14 protein-coding genes are annotated in these 14031 nt (G+C 69.2%); 13 read left to right on the top strand and 1 reads right to left on the bottom strand.

Annotation, left to right across the window (positions count from 1 at the left end; all coding sequences use genetic code 11):
• The first annotated feature begins 22 nt into the window (after positions 1–22).
• From GD1_RS03215 to GD1_RS03180, 9 genes are all read left to right on the top strand, one after another.
• Entirely contained in the window at positions 23–1855 is a 1833-nt protein-coding gene (locus tag GD1_RS03215; RefSeq protein WP_059035605.1) for an Rv0497 family membrane protein, read from the top strand.
• Positions 1856–1887: 32 nt separating this feature from the next.
• Complete coding sequence (locus GD1_RS03210) at positions 1888–2751, top strand: sugar phosphate isomerase/epimerase family protein (RefSeq protein WP_053777012.1); 864 nt, start codon at positions 1888–1890, stop codon at positions 2749–2751.
• Between the two features lie 60 nt (positions 2752–2811).
• On the top strand, positions 2812–3690 hold the full coding sequence (locus GD1_RS03205) for a thioesterase family protein (RefSeq protein ID WP_053776996.1): 879 nt from the start codon (positions 2812–2814) through the stop codon (positions 3688–3690).
• A gap of 76 nt (positions 3691–3766) precedes the next feature.
• Positions 3767–4597 (top strand): pyrroline-5-carboxylate reductase, encoded by an 831-nt coding sequence (gene proC / locus GD1_RS03200; RefSeq protein WP_020789781.1) that lies wholly within the window; start codon positions 3767–3769, stop codon positions 4595–4597.
• A 220-nt stretch (positions 4598–4817) separates the two neighbouring features.
• Positions 4818–5051, top strand: a complete 234-nt coding sequence (locus GD1_RS03195) for a helix-turn-helix domain-containing protein (protein ID WP_053776997.1) — start codon at positions 4818–4820, stop codon at positions 5049–5051.
• A gap of 259 nt (positions 5052–5310) precedes the next feature.
• Positions 5311–5412 (top strand): 30S ribosomal protein bS22, encoded by a 102-nt coding sequence (locus tag GD1_RS24130; RefSeq protein WP_003402602.1) that lies wholly within the window; start codon positions 5311–5313, stop codon positions 5410–5412.
• Positions 5413–5618: 206 nt separating this feature from the next.
• The gene (locus GD1_RS03190) at positions 5619–6671 is read left to right on the top strand and encodes an NAD-dependent epimerase/dehydratase family protein (RefSeq protein WP_059035603.1); all 1053 of its coding nucleotides are present in this window, start codon (positions 5619–5621) and stop codon (positions 6669–6671) included.
• Between the two features lie 148 nt (positions 6672–6819).
• Positions 6820–7959 carry a lysophospholipid acyltransferase family protein gene (locus GD1_RS03185; RefSeq protein ID WP_053776999.1) on the top strand — a complete coding sequence of 380 codons (1140 nt, stop codon included), beginning with the start codon at positions 6820–6822 and terminating at the stop codon, positions 7957–7959.
• A gap of 118 nt (positions 7960–8077) precedes the next feature.
• Positions 8078–9241: a zinc-binding dehydrogenase gene (locus GD1_RS03180; RefSeq protein ID WP_059035601.1), complete on the top strand. Its 1164-nt coding sequence runs from the start codon at positions 8078–8080 to the stop codon at positions 9239–9241.
• Positions 9242–9286: 45 nt separating this feature from the next.
• On the opposite strand, the gene GD1_RS03175 is transcribed toward GD1_RS03180, so the two are convergent.
• Entirely contained in the window at positions 9287–10378 is a 1092-nt protein-coding gene (locus GD1_RS03175) for an HAD family hydrolase (RefSeq protein WP_202926932.1), read from the bottom strand.
• Positions 10379–10563: 185 nt separating this feature from the next.
• Here GD1_RS03175 and GD1_RS03170 point away from each other — a divergent pair, with 185 nt between their 5' ends.
• The 4 genes from GD1_RS03170 to hemC all read left to right on the top strand — a co-directional run bounded on the left by GD1_RS03170 (position 10564) and on the right by hemC (position 13999).
• A complete protein-coding gene (locus GD1_RS03170) occupies positions 10564–10824 on the top strand; it encodes a glutaredoxin family protein (protein ID WP_020793268.1) in 261 nt (86 codons plus the stop codon).
• Positions 10825–10950: 126 nt separating this feature from the next.
• Positions 10951–11649, top strand: a complete 699-nt coding sequence (locus GD1_RS03165) for a redox-sensing transcriptional repressor Rex (RefSeq protein WP_059035595.1) — start codon at positions 10951–10953, stop codon at positions 11647–11649.
• A 20-nt stretch (positions 11650–11669) separates the two neighbouring features.
• Positions 11670–13055, top strand: a complete 1386-nt coding sequence (locus GD1_RS03160; RefSeq protein ID WP_059035593.1) for a glutamyl-tRNA reductase — start codon at positions 11670–11672, stop codon at positions 13053–13055.
• Positions 13052–13999, top strand: a complete 948-nt coding sequence (gene hemC / locus GD1_RS03155) for a hydroxymethylbilane synthase (RefSeq protein ID WP_059035591.1) — start codon at positions 13052–13054, stop codon at positions 13997–13999. Before GD1_RS03160 ends, hemC begins: the two co-directional genes overlap by 4 nt.
• Positions 14000–14031 lie beyond the last annotated feature (32 nt).

Genomic DNA, 14031 nt, shown 5'->3' with positions numbered 1-14031 from the left:
GAAGGACGGAGAGCGCACAGCCATGGCGAATGATCCCGGGAAGCCAGATTCGGGGCCCGACTCGCGGCCGATCTCGGTGTCCGAGTTGTTGGCGCGATCCCGGTCCGACGACGAGGCGCCGAGTACGTCATCGGGCGGACGTGAGGGGCGCGGACGTCGACGTGCCGGTCGGTCCGGCACGGTCTCGGTGTCGGAGCTGACCGGTGAGATCCCGGCGATCACCACCGGACCCGAGGACACCGACGAGCAGGCGAGTGGTCCGTCCGCCACCCCGTCCGGTGCACCCGAACCCCCGAGCGCACCCGAACCCCCGAGCGCACCCACCGGCTCGAGCACACCCGCCGCAGGTGGGCCGACCGCGTTCCCGCGGTCGGGTGACCCGGTCGCGCGTCGGACCGCCGACACCCGTCCCCAGTCCGCTCCGTCCCCGTTCGCGCGGCCGACCACGGGGTACACGGCCAGCGGGATGCCCGGATTCACGCCACCGCCCACGCGCGACTTCCACTCCGGTGACGTCGCCGACCGGCTCGACACCGTCCCTGCCGCCGATCAGGGAGTCGACGAGTCGTCGAACGAGGTCACCGGGATCATCCCGGTGGTCGCCGACACCGCGCCGCACGCCGACGACGCCGCCGACGGTGGCCGCTTCGGTGAGGTGATGGACGACTTCGACGCCTACCGCAACTTCGCCGACGTCGAGGTCCCGGACGAGGAACCCAAGAAGAAGCGGGGCTGGTTCTCGCGGCGCAAGAAGGCCGACGCCGCCCCGTCACGCGCGTCCGCTGCCAAGAACGGGACGCCGGCACCGGCTGCACCGATCCCGGTTCCGGCCGCCGAACCGGTTGTCCCGGCCCCCGAGCAGTCCACCCCCGAGCAGTCCACCCCCGAGCAGTCCACCCCCGAGCAGCCGGCCGGTACCGACTCGGCCGACACCGAGTGGGCCACTGTTCCCGACACCGATGTCGCCCGCGACGACTCCACCGCGGAGTCGGCCGGAGCCGCCGCTGCCGAGGCGTCCGCCACGGAGGCCGAGAACGCCTCCGAGGTCACCAGCGCCATCCCACCGGTCACCGACGCCCCCGAGGAGCCGGCGGACACCGAACCCGAGCCGGATGCGCCGGGCGCGCTCGGCCTCCTCGCCGGCACCGCCTCGGTCGGGACCACCGTCGAGTCCGACGACCCGGCCTTCGCCGAGAACGTCGAGACCTACACCGGTGCCGGCGTCGCCGGTGGTGCGGCACCGGACAGTGGGTTCGCAGACACCACAGCAACCGAGACCACAGCAGCCGTCACAGCACCGGACACCGCAGCACCGGACACCGATGCACCGGACACCGATGCACCGGACACCCTGGCACCGCACACGGCGGCCGCCGGGACGGCCGAGGACACCGGCGAGGACACCGCACTGATGTCGCTCGCCGATCTCGACGACGACCGGCCCGACGATGCCGGACCCGCCGCCGCCACCGAGACCGCAGCGGCCGCCGAGACCGGCGCCCCGGCGAAGTCCAAGGCCGAGCTGCGGGCCGAGGCCAAGGCGGCCAAGCAGGCCGCCAAGGCGGAGAAGGCAGAGAAGGCCGGGAAGACCGAACGGTCGCCCGCGATGGCGTGGCTGGCCCTGATCGCCGAGGTCGTTGTCGGTCTGGCGGTCGGCGTCGGCCTGTTCTGGGGCTTCACCGAGCTGTGGCGCTGGAACGTCTACTTCGCGCTGGTGCTCGCGGTGCTGGTGATCTTCGGCATCGTCACGTTCTCGCATCTGGTGCGCAAGTCCAACGACCTGATCACCACGTTGCTGGCGCTCGCCGTGGGACTGATCGTCACCATCGGTCCACTCGTCCTGCTGGCGACGTGACCGCACCCGGCAGCTTCTCCGGCGCACATCCGATGGCCGCCGACATCCCGATCGGGTTGTCGACGGCCTCGGTGTATCCGCAGAACACCGAGGCCGCCTTCGGCTATGCCGCCGAACTCGGCTACGACGGCGTGGAGCTGATGGTCTGGGGCGACCCGGTCAGCCAGGACATCCGCCACATCGAGTACCTCTCGGAGCGGTATCAGGTCCCGGTGTTGTCGGTGCATGCGCCGTGTCTGCTGATCTCGCAGCGTGTGTGGGGCCGTGATCCTCTCCGCAAACTCGCCCGCTCGGCGGAGGCGGCCGAGATCCTCGGCGCCTCGACCGTCGTCGTCCACCCGCCGTTCCGCTGGCAGCGCGAGTACGTCGAGGCCTTCGACGACACCGTCGGTGAACTGTCGGAGTCCAGCGGTGTGGCCGTCGCGGTGGAGAACATGTTCCCGATGCGGGCCGACCGGCTGTTCGGGGCGGGCGCGCGCTCGGCGCAGCGGATGGTCCGCCGCGGTGGCGGTCCCGGTGCGTCGATGTCGGCGTTCGGCAAGTCGATCGATCCCACCGACGACGGCTACGACCACTACACCCTCGACCTGTCGCACTCGGCGACCGCGGGCACCGACGCCCTCGGACTCTACGAGCGCATGGCGGGCAATCTGTCGCATCTGCACCTGGCCGACGGTTCGGGGGCAGCCCACGACGAACACCTCATCCCCGGCGACGGGTCGCAGCCGTGCGCCGAGGTGTGCCGCCGGATCGCGCAGAGCGACTTCGCCGGTGCGGTGGTCCTCGAGGTCACCACGTCGTCGGCGCGAACCAAGCCCGAACGGCGCGCCATGCTGGCCCGTTCGCTAGATTTTGCGCGACAGCATCTCAAACGCGAGGCGAGTCGCACCGGCTAGTCCGGTGGCCGGCCGCCCGGACACACGGCCGGTCGGACCCGATGGCCGTCGGAAGGTGACATGAGCGACAAGCTGACCGCCCTGCTGGATCTGACCCGGGTCGGCGAGGTCCGGACCGACGGCGAGTTCCCCGAGCTCACCTACACCGCGGTCATCGATCCCGCGTTCACCATCGGTCCCAAGGTGCACGGCGGGTCGATGCAGATGATCGTCGCGCGGGCGGCCCGCCGCGCTCGCGACGACTTCGCCGCCGCGTCGGGGGAGGCGTCGACCGGCGGGTCCGACATCGTGCCGGTGGCCATCGCCAGCGACTTCCTGTCGGCCCCGGACCCGGCCGAGGTCACCCTCACCGTCTCGCTGCGCAAGCGGGGCCGGCAGGTGACGCTGATGCGGGTCGATCTCGCGCAGAACGGCCGCACCATGGTGTCGTCGTCGGTGACCCTGGCACGTCACGACCACGGCACCCCGCATCATTCGGCCCCGACGCTGCTCGACGACACCCCGGTCACCCCGCCCGCGGGCGGTATCGATGTGCACGACTCACCGGTCGGCAAGGTCGTCCACCTCGGTGAGGCGCTGGACTTCGTCCTCGACGCCGAGTCCTTCCCGGTGGTCCGCGGGGAACGGGGTGAGCCGGTCGTGCGTGGCTGGACCCGGCCCAAGGGGATCGAACCCGACGCCGACTTCGCGGTGCTGGTCTGTGACATCTCGCCGCCGGTGGTGATGAACCTCGCCCTGTTCGGCTGGGCGCCGACGGTGCAGCTGACCACCTACATCCGACGTGATCCGGCTCCCGGATGGCTGCGTTTCGTGGCGACGAGCACTGAGGTCGGGCCCGGAATGTTCGAGGAGGACCACCTCGTGGTGGACTCGACGGGGACGGTCGTCGCGCAGTCGCGGCAGCTCGCCCTGATCCCGGCCGAACACGATTCGAAGTGACCGGCATCGCCGGTGGACCGGCCGGACCCTTGCCCGTGCAAGGCAGACCATCGTTTAGCAGAAAGGCTGTTCACTCGTGACCGAACGCATCGCCATCGTCGGGGGCGGCAAGATCGGTGAGGCACTCCTCGCCGGACTCATCGGATCGGGCAAACCCACCAAGGACCTCGTCGTCGTCGAGCGGGTTCCGGCGCGGGCCGCCGAGATCGCCGACGAATACGGGGTGCTGGTCACCGACGACGTGGTCGTCGCGGCCGAGTCCGCGCAGTTCGTGTTCCTGGCGGTCAAGCCCGACGACGTCGAGCCGGTGCTGCGCAAGCTGGCCACCGCCGACGACACCGCCGACACCGAGCGCGTCACCGTGTCCCTGGCCGCCGGCGTCACGCTGGCCCGCTGCGAGAAGCTGCTGCAGGCCGGATCACCGGTCATCCGGGTCATGCCGAACACCCCGATGCTGGTCAACGAGGCCATGTCCGCGGTGTCGGCGGGGCGCCACGTCGACGAGGGACAGCTCGCTGCGGTCACCCGTCTGCTGGAGTCGGTCGGCCGCGTCGCGGTGGTGCCGGAGAAGCAGATGGATGCGGTCACCGCCGTGTCCGGTTCGGGACCGGCCTATGTCTTCCTGATGGCCGAGGCCCTGATCGATTCGGGTGTCTCACTGGGCCTGACCCGCGCGCAGGCCACCGAGATGGCCGTTCAGACCATCCGCGGTGCGGGCATCCTGCTCAGCGATTCCGGCCTGTCGCCGGTGGATCTGCGGGCCGCGGTCACCTCACCGGGCGGTACCACCGCAGCGGCCGTCCGTGAGCTCGAATCGCATGGGTTCCGGGGCGCCTTCTATGCCGGTACCCAGGCCGCCGCCGACGTCTCCGCACGGGCTGGACGTCGAGTGGACCTTGAGGGTTAGGGTCCTCGAGGCACTTTCGGGCGAATCCCACAAATAGTGGTCAAGATCCAGACGACCACAGTATGTTGTGGTCAGAGTCGTCAAATCGCCCAAATCTTGGCCACTCCCGTCGCTTTTTTCACACCAGCCACGCTAAGCTTCTCCAAGCACGTGCGTGTCTGATGTCCGCCGGAGGGGAAGCCGGCGGCCGCGACACGTGCTCCGGAGGTATGAGAATTTCATGGCACCTGCAGAGACCCCAGGAGATAGGCCGGCCGCGGTGAGCAGCACGGCGTCCGGCTCGCAGTTCCTCACCGTCGCCGAGGTCGCCTCGCTGATGCGTGTGTCCAAGATGACGGTCTACCGTCTCGTGCACAGCGGCGAACTGCCCGCCGTCCGAGTGGGCCGGTCGTTCCGCGTCCACGCCAAGGCGGTGCACGACTACCTCGAGACCTCGTACTTCGACGCCGGCTAGTCCTCCGGGACGGTTCGCGTCGGGGTGCGTACCCCTCGTCCGGCACGGCCGGATCTCGTCCGGCACATGGTTGTGCCGGGGGTGATCCGGCCGTGCCGTCGTCGTGATGGGGGACGATTCCCGGTTTTACGGGGGTTGATTTCTGTTCGTGCGGGGGCGGCCGGTAGTGTTGACGGTTGCGTACCGGTGAACGCGACTTGCACGCGTGGTCACGACCTGCCGGTCACAGAACATTGCATTGAAGTGAGGAAGCACCCCGATGGGCTCAGTGATCAAGAAGCGCCGCAAGCGCATGTCGAAGAAGAAGCACCGCAAGCTGCTCCGTCGCACCCGGGTGCAGCGTCGCAAGCTCGGTAAGTGAGCCGACTCGGGTTCTGAGCCGTCCCGGCCCCGCCGGGTCCGGTTCACCCACGAGTCCGTGTTCAGGGCGCCTCCACCTCGGATGGGCGCCCTTTCGCGTTCCCTGGGCCCGTTTCCCTGCCGCCCGGTCCCGCCGACCGGGTACTCGAGCCCGGGCCGTGACCGTGCACCGCTCGCCACCGGTCCGGATGCCCTAGCCTGGTCCCCATGGCAGACGCGTCCGAACACCGGCCCCGGACGGTGCTCGTCACCGGGGCATCGACGTTCCTCGGCGGCTATCTGGTGGCGCGGCTCGCGAACAACCCCGACATCGCACGGGTGATCGCGGTCGACTCCCGTGTGCCCCGCAAGGACCTGATGCGCCGGATGGGGCGTGCGGAGTTCCTGCGGATCGACATCCGACGTCCCGCGATCGCCAAGGCCATCGCGAACTGCAACGTCGACACCGTCGTGCACGCCGCCACCTCGATCATGGACACCGCGCCGCATTCGACGGCGATCAAGGAGTTCAACCTGCTCGGTGCGATGCAGGTGTGCGCCGCAGCGCAGCGCAGTCCCTCGGTCAAACGCATCGTGCTGCGGTCGACGGCCATGGTCTACGGCGCCAGTTCCGGCGATCCCTCGCATTTCTCCGAGGAGATCCCGGCCAAACGCGAGCCGACCCGCGGGTACGGCCGTGATCTGCTCGACGCCGAGGGATATGTCCGCGGGCTGGGTCGCCGGCGCCAGGACATCGACGTCACTATCGTGCGCCCGCAGGCGATTCTCGGACCGCGGATCAACACCCGGATGGGGTCGTATCTCTCCTTGCCCGTGGTGCCCACCGTGATCGGTTTCCAGCCGCGGCTGCAGTTCCTGCACGAGGAGGACGCCCTCGCCGCGATGGAGCACGCCACGCTGGCCGGCAAGGTCGGCACGTTCAACGTCGCCGCCGACGGCGTCGTCACCCTCACCCAGGCGATCCGGCGGATCGGTCATCTCGAACTCCCGGTGCCCAGTCAGCTGCTCGCGCCGATCACCGGCGTGCTGCAGGATCTGCGATCGGCCAAACTGCGGAGTTCGCAGACCGATTTCCTCACCTACGGTCGGGTCCTCGACACCTCTCGGATGCGGACCGAGTTCGGCTTCGCGCCGCGGTACACGACGATGGAGACCCTCGACGACTTCATCTCGCGCAGCGGGGTGACCCCGGTGATCGAGCCCGGCGCCTGGCGGGGCCTCGAGAAGCGGATCGTGTCGGCGGCATTGCAGCTGAGATGAGAGTCGGTCATGTCGGACGTTTGCGGACTCCCCTGTGCAGACGTCCGCTCGGGGCCGTACTATTGGGTGCCATACCGGTCCGGAGCGATTGCACACATCACCTGAGACCGGATTCGGTAACCGAGATCACTGTGGGGGTGACGAGGTAGTGGGTGGACCCATCCCTGAGACACGCACCGCCAAGGTCATCCAACTCTATGCAAGCCCTGACGTCCGTCGTCCTGCGGGTGGCGTCGACGCCGGCAAGGGGAGACATCCCAGTCAGCACGGGGTCTCTCGCGCGTCCCGGCAGGCTGAGCCGGCCGGACATCCCAACACCGACGGATTCGGGATCACGCCGGCATCGGTGACACCGATCAGTGACGAGGTCGTCGTCGACGAGACGCTGGGCGCAGAACATCGGCCGGTCCGTTCCTCGCCGCTGTTCAGTTTCGGCGGGGTTCGCGGAGCGGTTGCCGACACCCTCACCGCCACAGCGGGTTTCATCCGTGAGCGGATGACCGGTGACTACGAGGTGGACGACTTCGGATTCGACCCGCACTTCACCGATTCGGTGTGGTTCCCGGCGATCCGGCAGATCTACGAGAAGTGGTTCCGGGTCGAGGTGTCGGGGGTGGAGAATCTGCCCCGCGAGGGCGGTGCGCTGCTCGTCGCCAATCACGCCGGTTCCATCCCGGTGGACGCGATCATGACCTCACTGGCCGTGCGCGACAACCATCCGACTGGCAGGTACCTGCGAATCCTCGCCGCCGACATGGCATTCGACTCTCCGGGCGTCGGTGAGGTGGCACGCCGGATCGGTGCGACGCTCGCGTGCAACCAGGACGCCGACCGGCTGCTGCGTCAGGGCGAGCTGACCGCGGTGTGGCCGGAGGGCTACAAGGGGATCGGCAAACTGTACAAGGATCGCTACAAGTTGCAGCGGTTCGGCCGTGGTGGATTCGTCACCACCGCCTTGCGGAATGCGGCCCCGATCATTCCGGTGTCGATCGTCGGATCGGAGGAAATCTATCCGATGATCAGCGATCTCAAACCGTTGGCGCGCATTCTCGGAATGCCCTACATTCCGATCACGCCGACATTTCCGTGGCTCGGTCCGCTCGGACTCGTTCCGTTGCCGTCCAAGTGGCACATCCACTTTGGTCGTCCGATCGAGACCGGGGGATATGACGAGTCCTCCGCCGACGACCCGATGGTGGTCTTCGATCTGACCGACCACGTCCGCGAGGAAATCCAGCAGACGCTCTTCCGGATGCTCAGTCGCCGCGGCAGCGTCTATTTCGGCTGAACCGTCTGGGTTCGGATCGGGTTGATCGTTTCGGTTGATCCCTTCGCTTTCGGCCCTGTGCTCCGGCGGGGCGCTAATCTCGTCACCACACGGTGCGACGATGCATGGGAGGAATCGGATGCGGGCAGTGGTCTGTCACCAGGGGGAGCTGAGCGTCGAGGAACTCGACGCACCGCAACCCGGCAAGGGCGAGATGGTGCTGCGTGTGCGGCGCGCGGGGATCTGCGGGTCCGACCTGCATGCGCGCACCCACAGCGACGACACCGCCGACGCGGCCGCGGAGGTCGGCTACGCCGATTTCATGCGCGCCGAGCAGTCGGTGGTCATGGGACACGAGTTCGTCGGCGAGGTGGTCTCCTACGGGCCCGGGTGCCGCAAGGAGTGGGCGCCGGGTACCGCGGTGGTGGCGCTGCCGATGGTTCGCGGTGAGCACGGCCCGCAGCTGACCGGACTGTCCCGACTCGCCCCCGGCGCCTACGCCGATTTCGTCGTGACCAGCGAGGACATGACGATCGCGGTACCCGACGGGGTGTCCCTGGACTCCGCCGCACTCACCGAGCCGATGGCGGTGGCCTACCACGCGGTGCGCCGCGGGGAGGTGGGGCGCCGTGATGTTGCCGTGGTGATCGGTTGCGGCCCAATCGGTCTGGCCGTCATCTCGATCCTGAAGGCGACCGGTGTGCGGACCGTCGTCGCCTCCGACCTGTCGGCCGGGCGCCGCGACCTGGCCCGCCGGGTCGGCGCCGACGTCGTCGTCGATCCCACCGTCGAGTCGCCGTGGGACGTCGTCGTGGCGAACGGCAAGTACGTCGCCACCGCCGAGCAACTGTTCGGGGCGGCCTTCGACGGCATGCGCACGCTGCGCCGGATCCCGCTGGTGCCGTGGGCGTCGATGTTCCATCTGGCCGACCGGCTCGGGGCCACCCCGACGGGACCGGTGGTCTTCGAATGCGTCGGCGTACCCGGCATGCTCGACCACGTGATGTCCGGCGCACCGCTGCGGTCGCGGATCGTGGTGGTGGGGGTCTGTATGGGTGCCGACCGCATCCGACCGGTCGTGGGCATCAACAAGGAGCTCGATCTGCGGTTCGTCTTCGGCTACGACCCGGCGGAGTTCCACGACACCCTGCAGCTGATCGCCGACGGCAAGGTGGACGTGACACCGCTGATCACCGCCACGGTCGGCCTGGACGGCGTGGCGAACGCCTTCGAGGCGCTCGGCTCGGCCGAACACCACGCCAAGGTGCTGATCGACCCCACCTCGACGGTCACGACCCTGTAGCCGCGCCGGTCGGCGCGGGCCGCGCCGGCGGTGCGTACTGGGAGCTCAGCGCCCCCGGATCAGCCGCACCGCCGCGGCGGCACCGCCACCGGCCGCACCCACCACCAGTGCGCCGCCGACACCGTACTTGGCGGCCTTGCGGGCGGTGCGGAAGTCGTACATCTCCCAGCCACGCACCTTGGCCACATCGCGCAGGTCGGCGTCGGGATTGATCGCCACCGCGGTACCCACCAGCGAGAGCATCGGCACGTCGTTGTGGGAGTCGGAGTAGGCGGTGCACCGCTTGAGGTTCAGTCCCTCGCGAATTGCCAACGCGCGCACCGCATGTGCCTTACCCGGTCCGTGCAGGATGTCGCCGACGAGACGTCCGGTGAACACCCCGTCCTTGCTCTCGGCGACCGTTCCCAGCGCACCGGTCAGCCCGAGCCGGTCGGCGATCGTCTGTGCGAGTTCCACCGGGGTCGCGGTCACCAGCCACACCTGTTGCCCGGCGTCGAGGTGGCGTTGCGCCAGTGCCCGCGTGCCCGGCCAGATCTTGTCGGCGATGTACTCGTCGTAGATCTCCTCGCCGAGTTCGGCCAGCTCCGACGTCGGCCGCCCGGCGATGAAGCTCAGTGCCTTCTCCCGGCCCTCGGCGACGTCGTCGGCGTTCTCCTTGCCGGTGATCCGGAACTTCGCCTGGGTCCACGCGAAGTCGAGCACATCGGAGTACGAGAAGTACTTGCGGGCGGCGAGGCCGCGGGCGAAGTGCACGATCGACGCGCCCTGGACCAAGGTGTTGTCGACGTCGAAGAAGGCCGCCGCGGTCAGGTCGCGGGGTGCGTCGGGATCTTCGACGACCGGTGGCCCGGCCCGCAGCGCCGCCACCGCGGCACGGGCGCTGGCCTCACCGGCAAGGGTCTGACGCAGCTCCTGTGCGGTCTGCCGGAACCGGCCGCCCGCGGCGCTGGCACGCTCGGCGATCCAGGCGGTGACGCGGCTGCTCTCGTCGTCCTCGGCGGGGCCGTCGGCGTCGTCATCATCATCGGACACCGCCCCGCCGTCGACCTGTTCGGCGTGCGCCTCCCAGTCCTCACCGGAGGGCTCGGTTCCGGTCTCGGTCGGTCCGGCGTCGCCGGTCACGGCCTCACCGGACATGTTCTCCGCAGCCACGTCCGAATCCGGCCGGACGTCTCCCGGATTCGCGTCACCATCAGCGGTCACACCCACAGTTCACACCTCCATGACGGCCCGTCGACGGGCTGTTGGGGCTCGACGAGTACAGCCTAGCCGGGGTGTCAGACTGTTCTGGCGAGCAACCAACACCGAACGGGAGAACGCCCATGTCGATCACCCTGCTGAGCCGCGACGGCTGTGCGGCCTGCCGGACCGCCGCCGCCGATCTGCGTCGGATCTGTACCGAACTGGGCACCGATTTCGAGACCGTCGACGTCGACGCCGCGGCGGCCGCCGGTGATCGGGAACTGCGTGCCGAGTTCGGCGACCGGCTGCCGGTGGTGTTGCTCGACGGCGAGGAGCACAGCTACTGGGAGGTCGACGAGCCGCGACTGCGTGCCGATCTGGCCGCCCGCGCCGCCCGCTGAGACCTGATCGGACGGACAGGTCGGGGTGGACGCGACGGGCATTGTGCACCGGTATACGCTGATCCGCAACCAGGGGCCCGGTGGCCTTCCCCGGCCGCGCGGAACGGTGAAAGTGGGTGTGCGGGAATGAGCGTCAACTCGACGACGGGTGCCATCCCGCAGCCGTCGGTGGCCCGGCTGGCCACCTATCTGCACGTCCTGCGTGCATTTTCCCAGCGCGGCGTGGTGCTGGCCTCCAGCCGCCAGCTCGCCACGGCGGCCGGCGTCAACCCGGCGATCCTCCGCAAGGACCTGTCCTACGTCGGGGCGAACGGCGTCCGCGGCGTCGGCTACGACGTGGGCAAGCTCACGGCCCGGATCTCCATCGCGCTGCACACCGACAACGACCAGACGGTCGCCCTCGCCGGTGCCGGACGACTCGGCCGGGCCCTGCTCGACCACACCGGTCTGGGCCGCGGGTTCCGGGTGGTGGCGCTGTTCGACGACGATCCGGCGGTCATCGGTCGGGAGCTGGCCCCGCAGGCGCCCGCGGTGGTCCCGCTGACCGACATCGAGAAGGTCTGCACGGATCCGGAGGTGGGACCGATCGAGATCGGCGTGGTGGCGACCCCCGACGAGCAGGCACAGGCCGTCGCCGACGCCTTCGCGGCGGTGGGGGTGCGGCAGTTGCTGAACGTCACGCAGATCACCTTGTCCACGGACTCCGATGTCGTCGTTCGGCAGGTTGATCTAGCCTTGGAGCTACAGGTATTGGCATTTCAGGCGTCGCGTGTCCCGATGGGGTCCCGCAACGCAGGTGAGCTGCGTGCAGTGGTGGACCGGTAGGTGAAGAAAACGGTGACGACGTGAGTGTTTTGTTGTTCGGTGTCTCGCATCGGAGTGCGCCCGTGGAGGTGCTCGAGCGGATCTCGGTCTCCGAGTACGACCGCCCGAAGCTGATCGACGACCTGTTGTCGTCGCAGGCGATCTCCGAGGCGATGCTGGTCTCGACCTGCAACCGGATCGAGATCTACGCGGTCGTCGACGCCTTCCACCCCGCGCTCGAGGCGGTCGGCACGGTCATCGGTGACCACTCCGGCCTCACCGTCAACGAGCTCACCCCGCACGCCTACGTGCGGTATTCCGAGGCCGCGGTCGAGCATCTGTTCACCGTCGCCGCCGGACTCGACTCCCTGGTCGTCGGCGAACAGCAGATCCTCGGCCAGATCCGCAACGCCTACCTCGACGCCGACTCCAACCACAGTGCGGGCACCGTCCTGCACGAGCTCGCCCAGCAGGCGCTGCGCGTCGGCAAACGGGTGCACAGCGAGACCGGTATCGATCGTGCGGGCGCCTCGGTGGTGTCGGTGGCCCTGCACCGCGCCCAGGTGCTCCTGGCCGGCTCCGGGGCGGCCAGGGCGCGTTCGGCGGTCGTCGTCGGTGCCGGGGCGATGGGTGGCCTGGCCACCGCACACCTGGCCCGTGAGGGCGTTGCGCGGATGACCGTGGTCAACCGCACCGTCGCCAACGCCGAGCATCTCGCCGGCAACATCGCGGCCAACCACGGCATCGAGGTGGCGGGCGTCGGATTCGACGACCTGCCCGCCGCGATGGCCGACGCCGATGTCGTCGTCGCGTGTACCGGTTCGGTCGGCTCGGTGATCGGGGTCGGTGACGTGCACTCGGCACTGGCCGCCCGCGGCCGCACCGCCGACGCCGGCAAGCCCCTCGTGATCTGCGACCTGGGCCTGCCCCGCAACGTCGACCCGGCCGCGGCACGCCTGCCCGGTGTGCACGTGGTGGACATCGCCGGCCTGCGCGGTGACGCCGGCGCCAAGGCCGCCGAGGACGACACCCTGGCCGCCCGTTCGATCGTTGCCGGCGAGCTGGCCGACTACCTGACCGCACAGCGCCAGGCCGAGGTCACCCCGACCGTCGCCGCGCTGCGTCAGCGCGCCGCCGACGTCGTCGAGGCCGAGATCCTGCGCCTGGAGGCCAAGCTGCCCGGACTCGACGACCCGCAGCGTGACGAGGTCGCCAAGGCCGTCCGCCGCGTCGTCGACAAGCTGCTGCACGCACCGACGGTGCGCGTCAAACAGCTCGCCGCCACGCCGAACGGCGACCACTACGCCGAGGCACTGCGCGAGTTGTTCGAACTCAAGCCCGGATCGGTGGAGGCGGTGTCGGCTCCCGAGGGCCGCCGCGGTGTCTCCGGCGCCGACCGGGATCCCACCGAACAGGGAGAACGGTGACCAAGCCCACTGACCGGGACGTCATTCGCGTCGGCACCCGAGGGTCGTTGCTGGCCCGCACCCAGACGCAGACCATCGTCGATGCGATCATCGCCGCCGGACATCCGGCCGAGCCGGTGATCATCCGGACCGCCGGGGACGACTCCGCCGCACCGGTCGCCGAGATCGGCATCGGGGTGTTCACCAAGGCGATCCGCGATGCGCTGCACTCCGGCCAGATCGACGTCGCCGTGCACTCCTACAAGGATCTGCCCACCGCACCCGATCCGGGGCTGGTGATCGCTGCCGTCCCGCTGCGTGAGGATCCCCGAGATGCCCTGGTCAGCAGGGATGGCAAGGTCCTCGGAGAGCTTCCGCCGGGCTCGGTGATCGGGACCTCGGCCCCGCGACGGGCGGCGCAGCTTAGAGCATTGGGTCTCGGTTTGGAAATCCGCCCCCTAAGAGGCAACCTTGATTCTCGGTTGGGCAAAGTCGCAGATGGTGAACTCGATGCAGTCATCGTCGCACGAGCCGGGCTCGTACGAATCGGAAGGGCCGATGTGGTCACCGAGGCGTTCGATCCGGTGGTCCTGTTGCCGGCACCGGCACAGGGCGCGTTGGCCGTGGAGTGCCGCTCCGACGATGCCGAACTGGTGAGAACCCTCGCCGAGTTGGACGACGCGTCCACCCGAGCATCGGTCGACGCCGAACGCGCAGTACTCGCGACCCTCGAGGCCGGTTGTACTGCTCCGGTCGGAGCGATCGCCGAGGTGGTCGAGTCGCTCGACGACGACGGGCACATCATCGCCGAACTGTCGCTTCGTGCGGTAGTGGCGGCCGAGGACGGATCCGATGTGATCCGCGCCTCGGTGGTGGGTCCGGTCGAACGCGCCGATCAGCTGGGTAGGGAACTCGCGGCCGAACTGCTGGAACTGGGAGCGGGCGAACTCGTCGACACTCCCTAGTTCCGGCAAGGAACTGCAGCCCTCCGCATGTG

The organism is Gordonia desulfuricans NBRC 100010 (genome assembly GCF_001485495.1).
GTDB lineage: Bacteria > Actinomycetota > Actinomycetes > Mycobacteriales > Mycobacteriaceae > Gordonia > Gordonia desulfuricans.
Note: the sequence above shows the minus strand (reverse complement) of the source record. Positions and strands in the feature narration are given on the sequence as shown.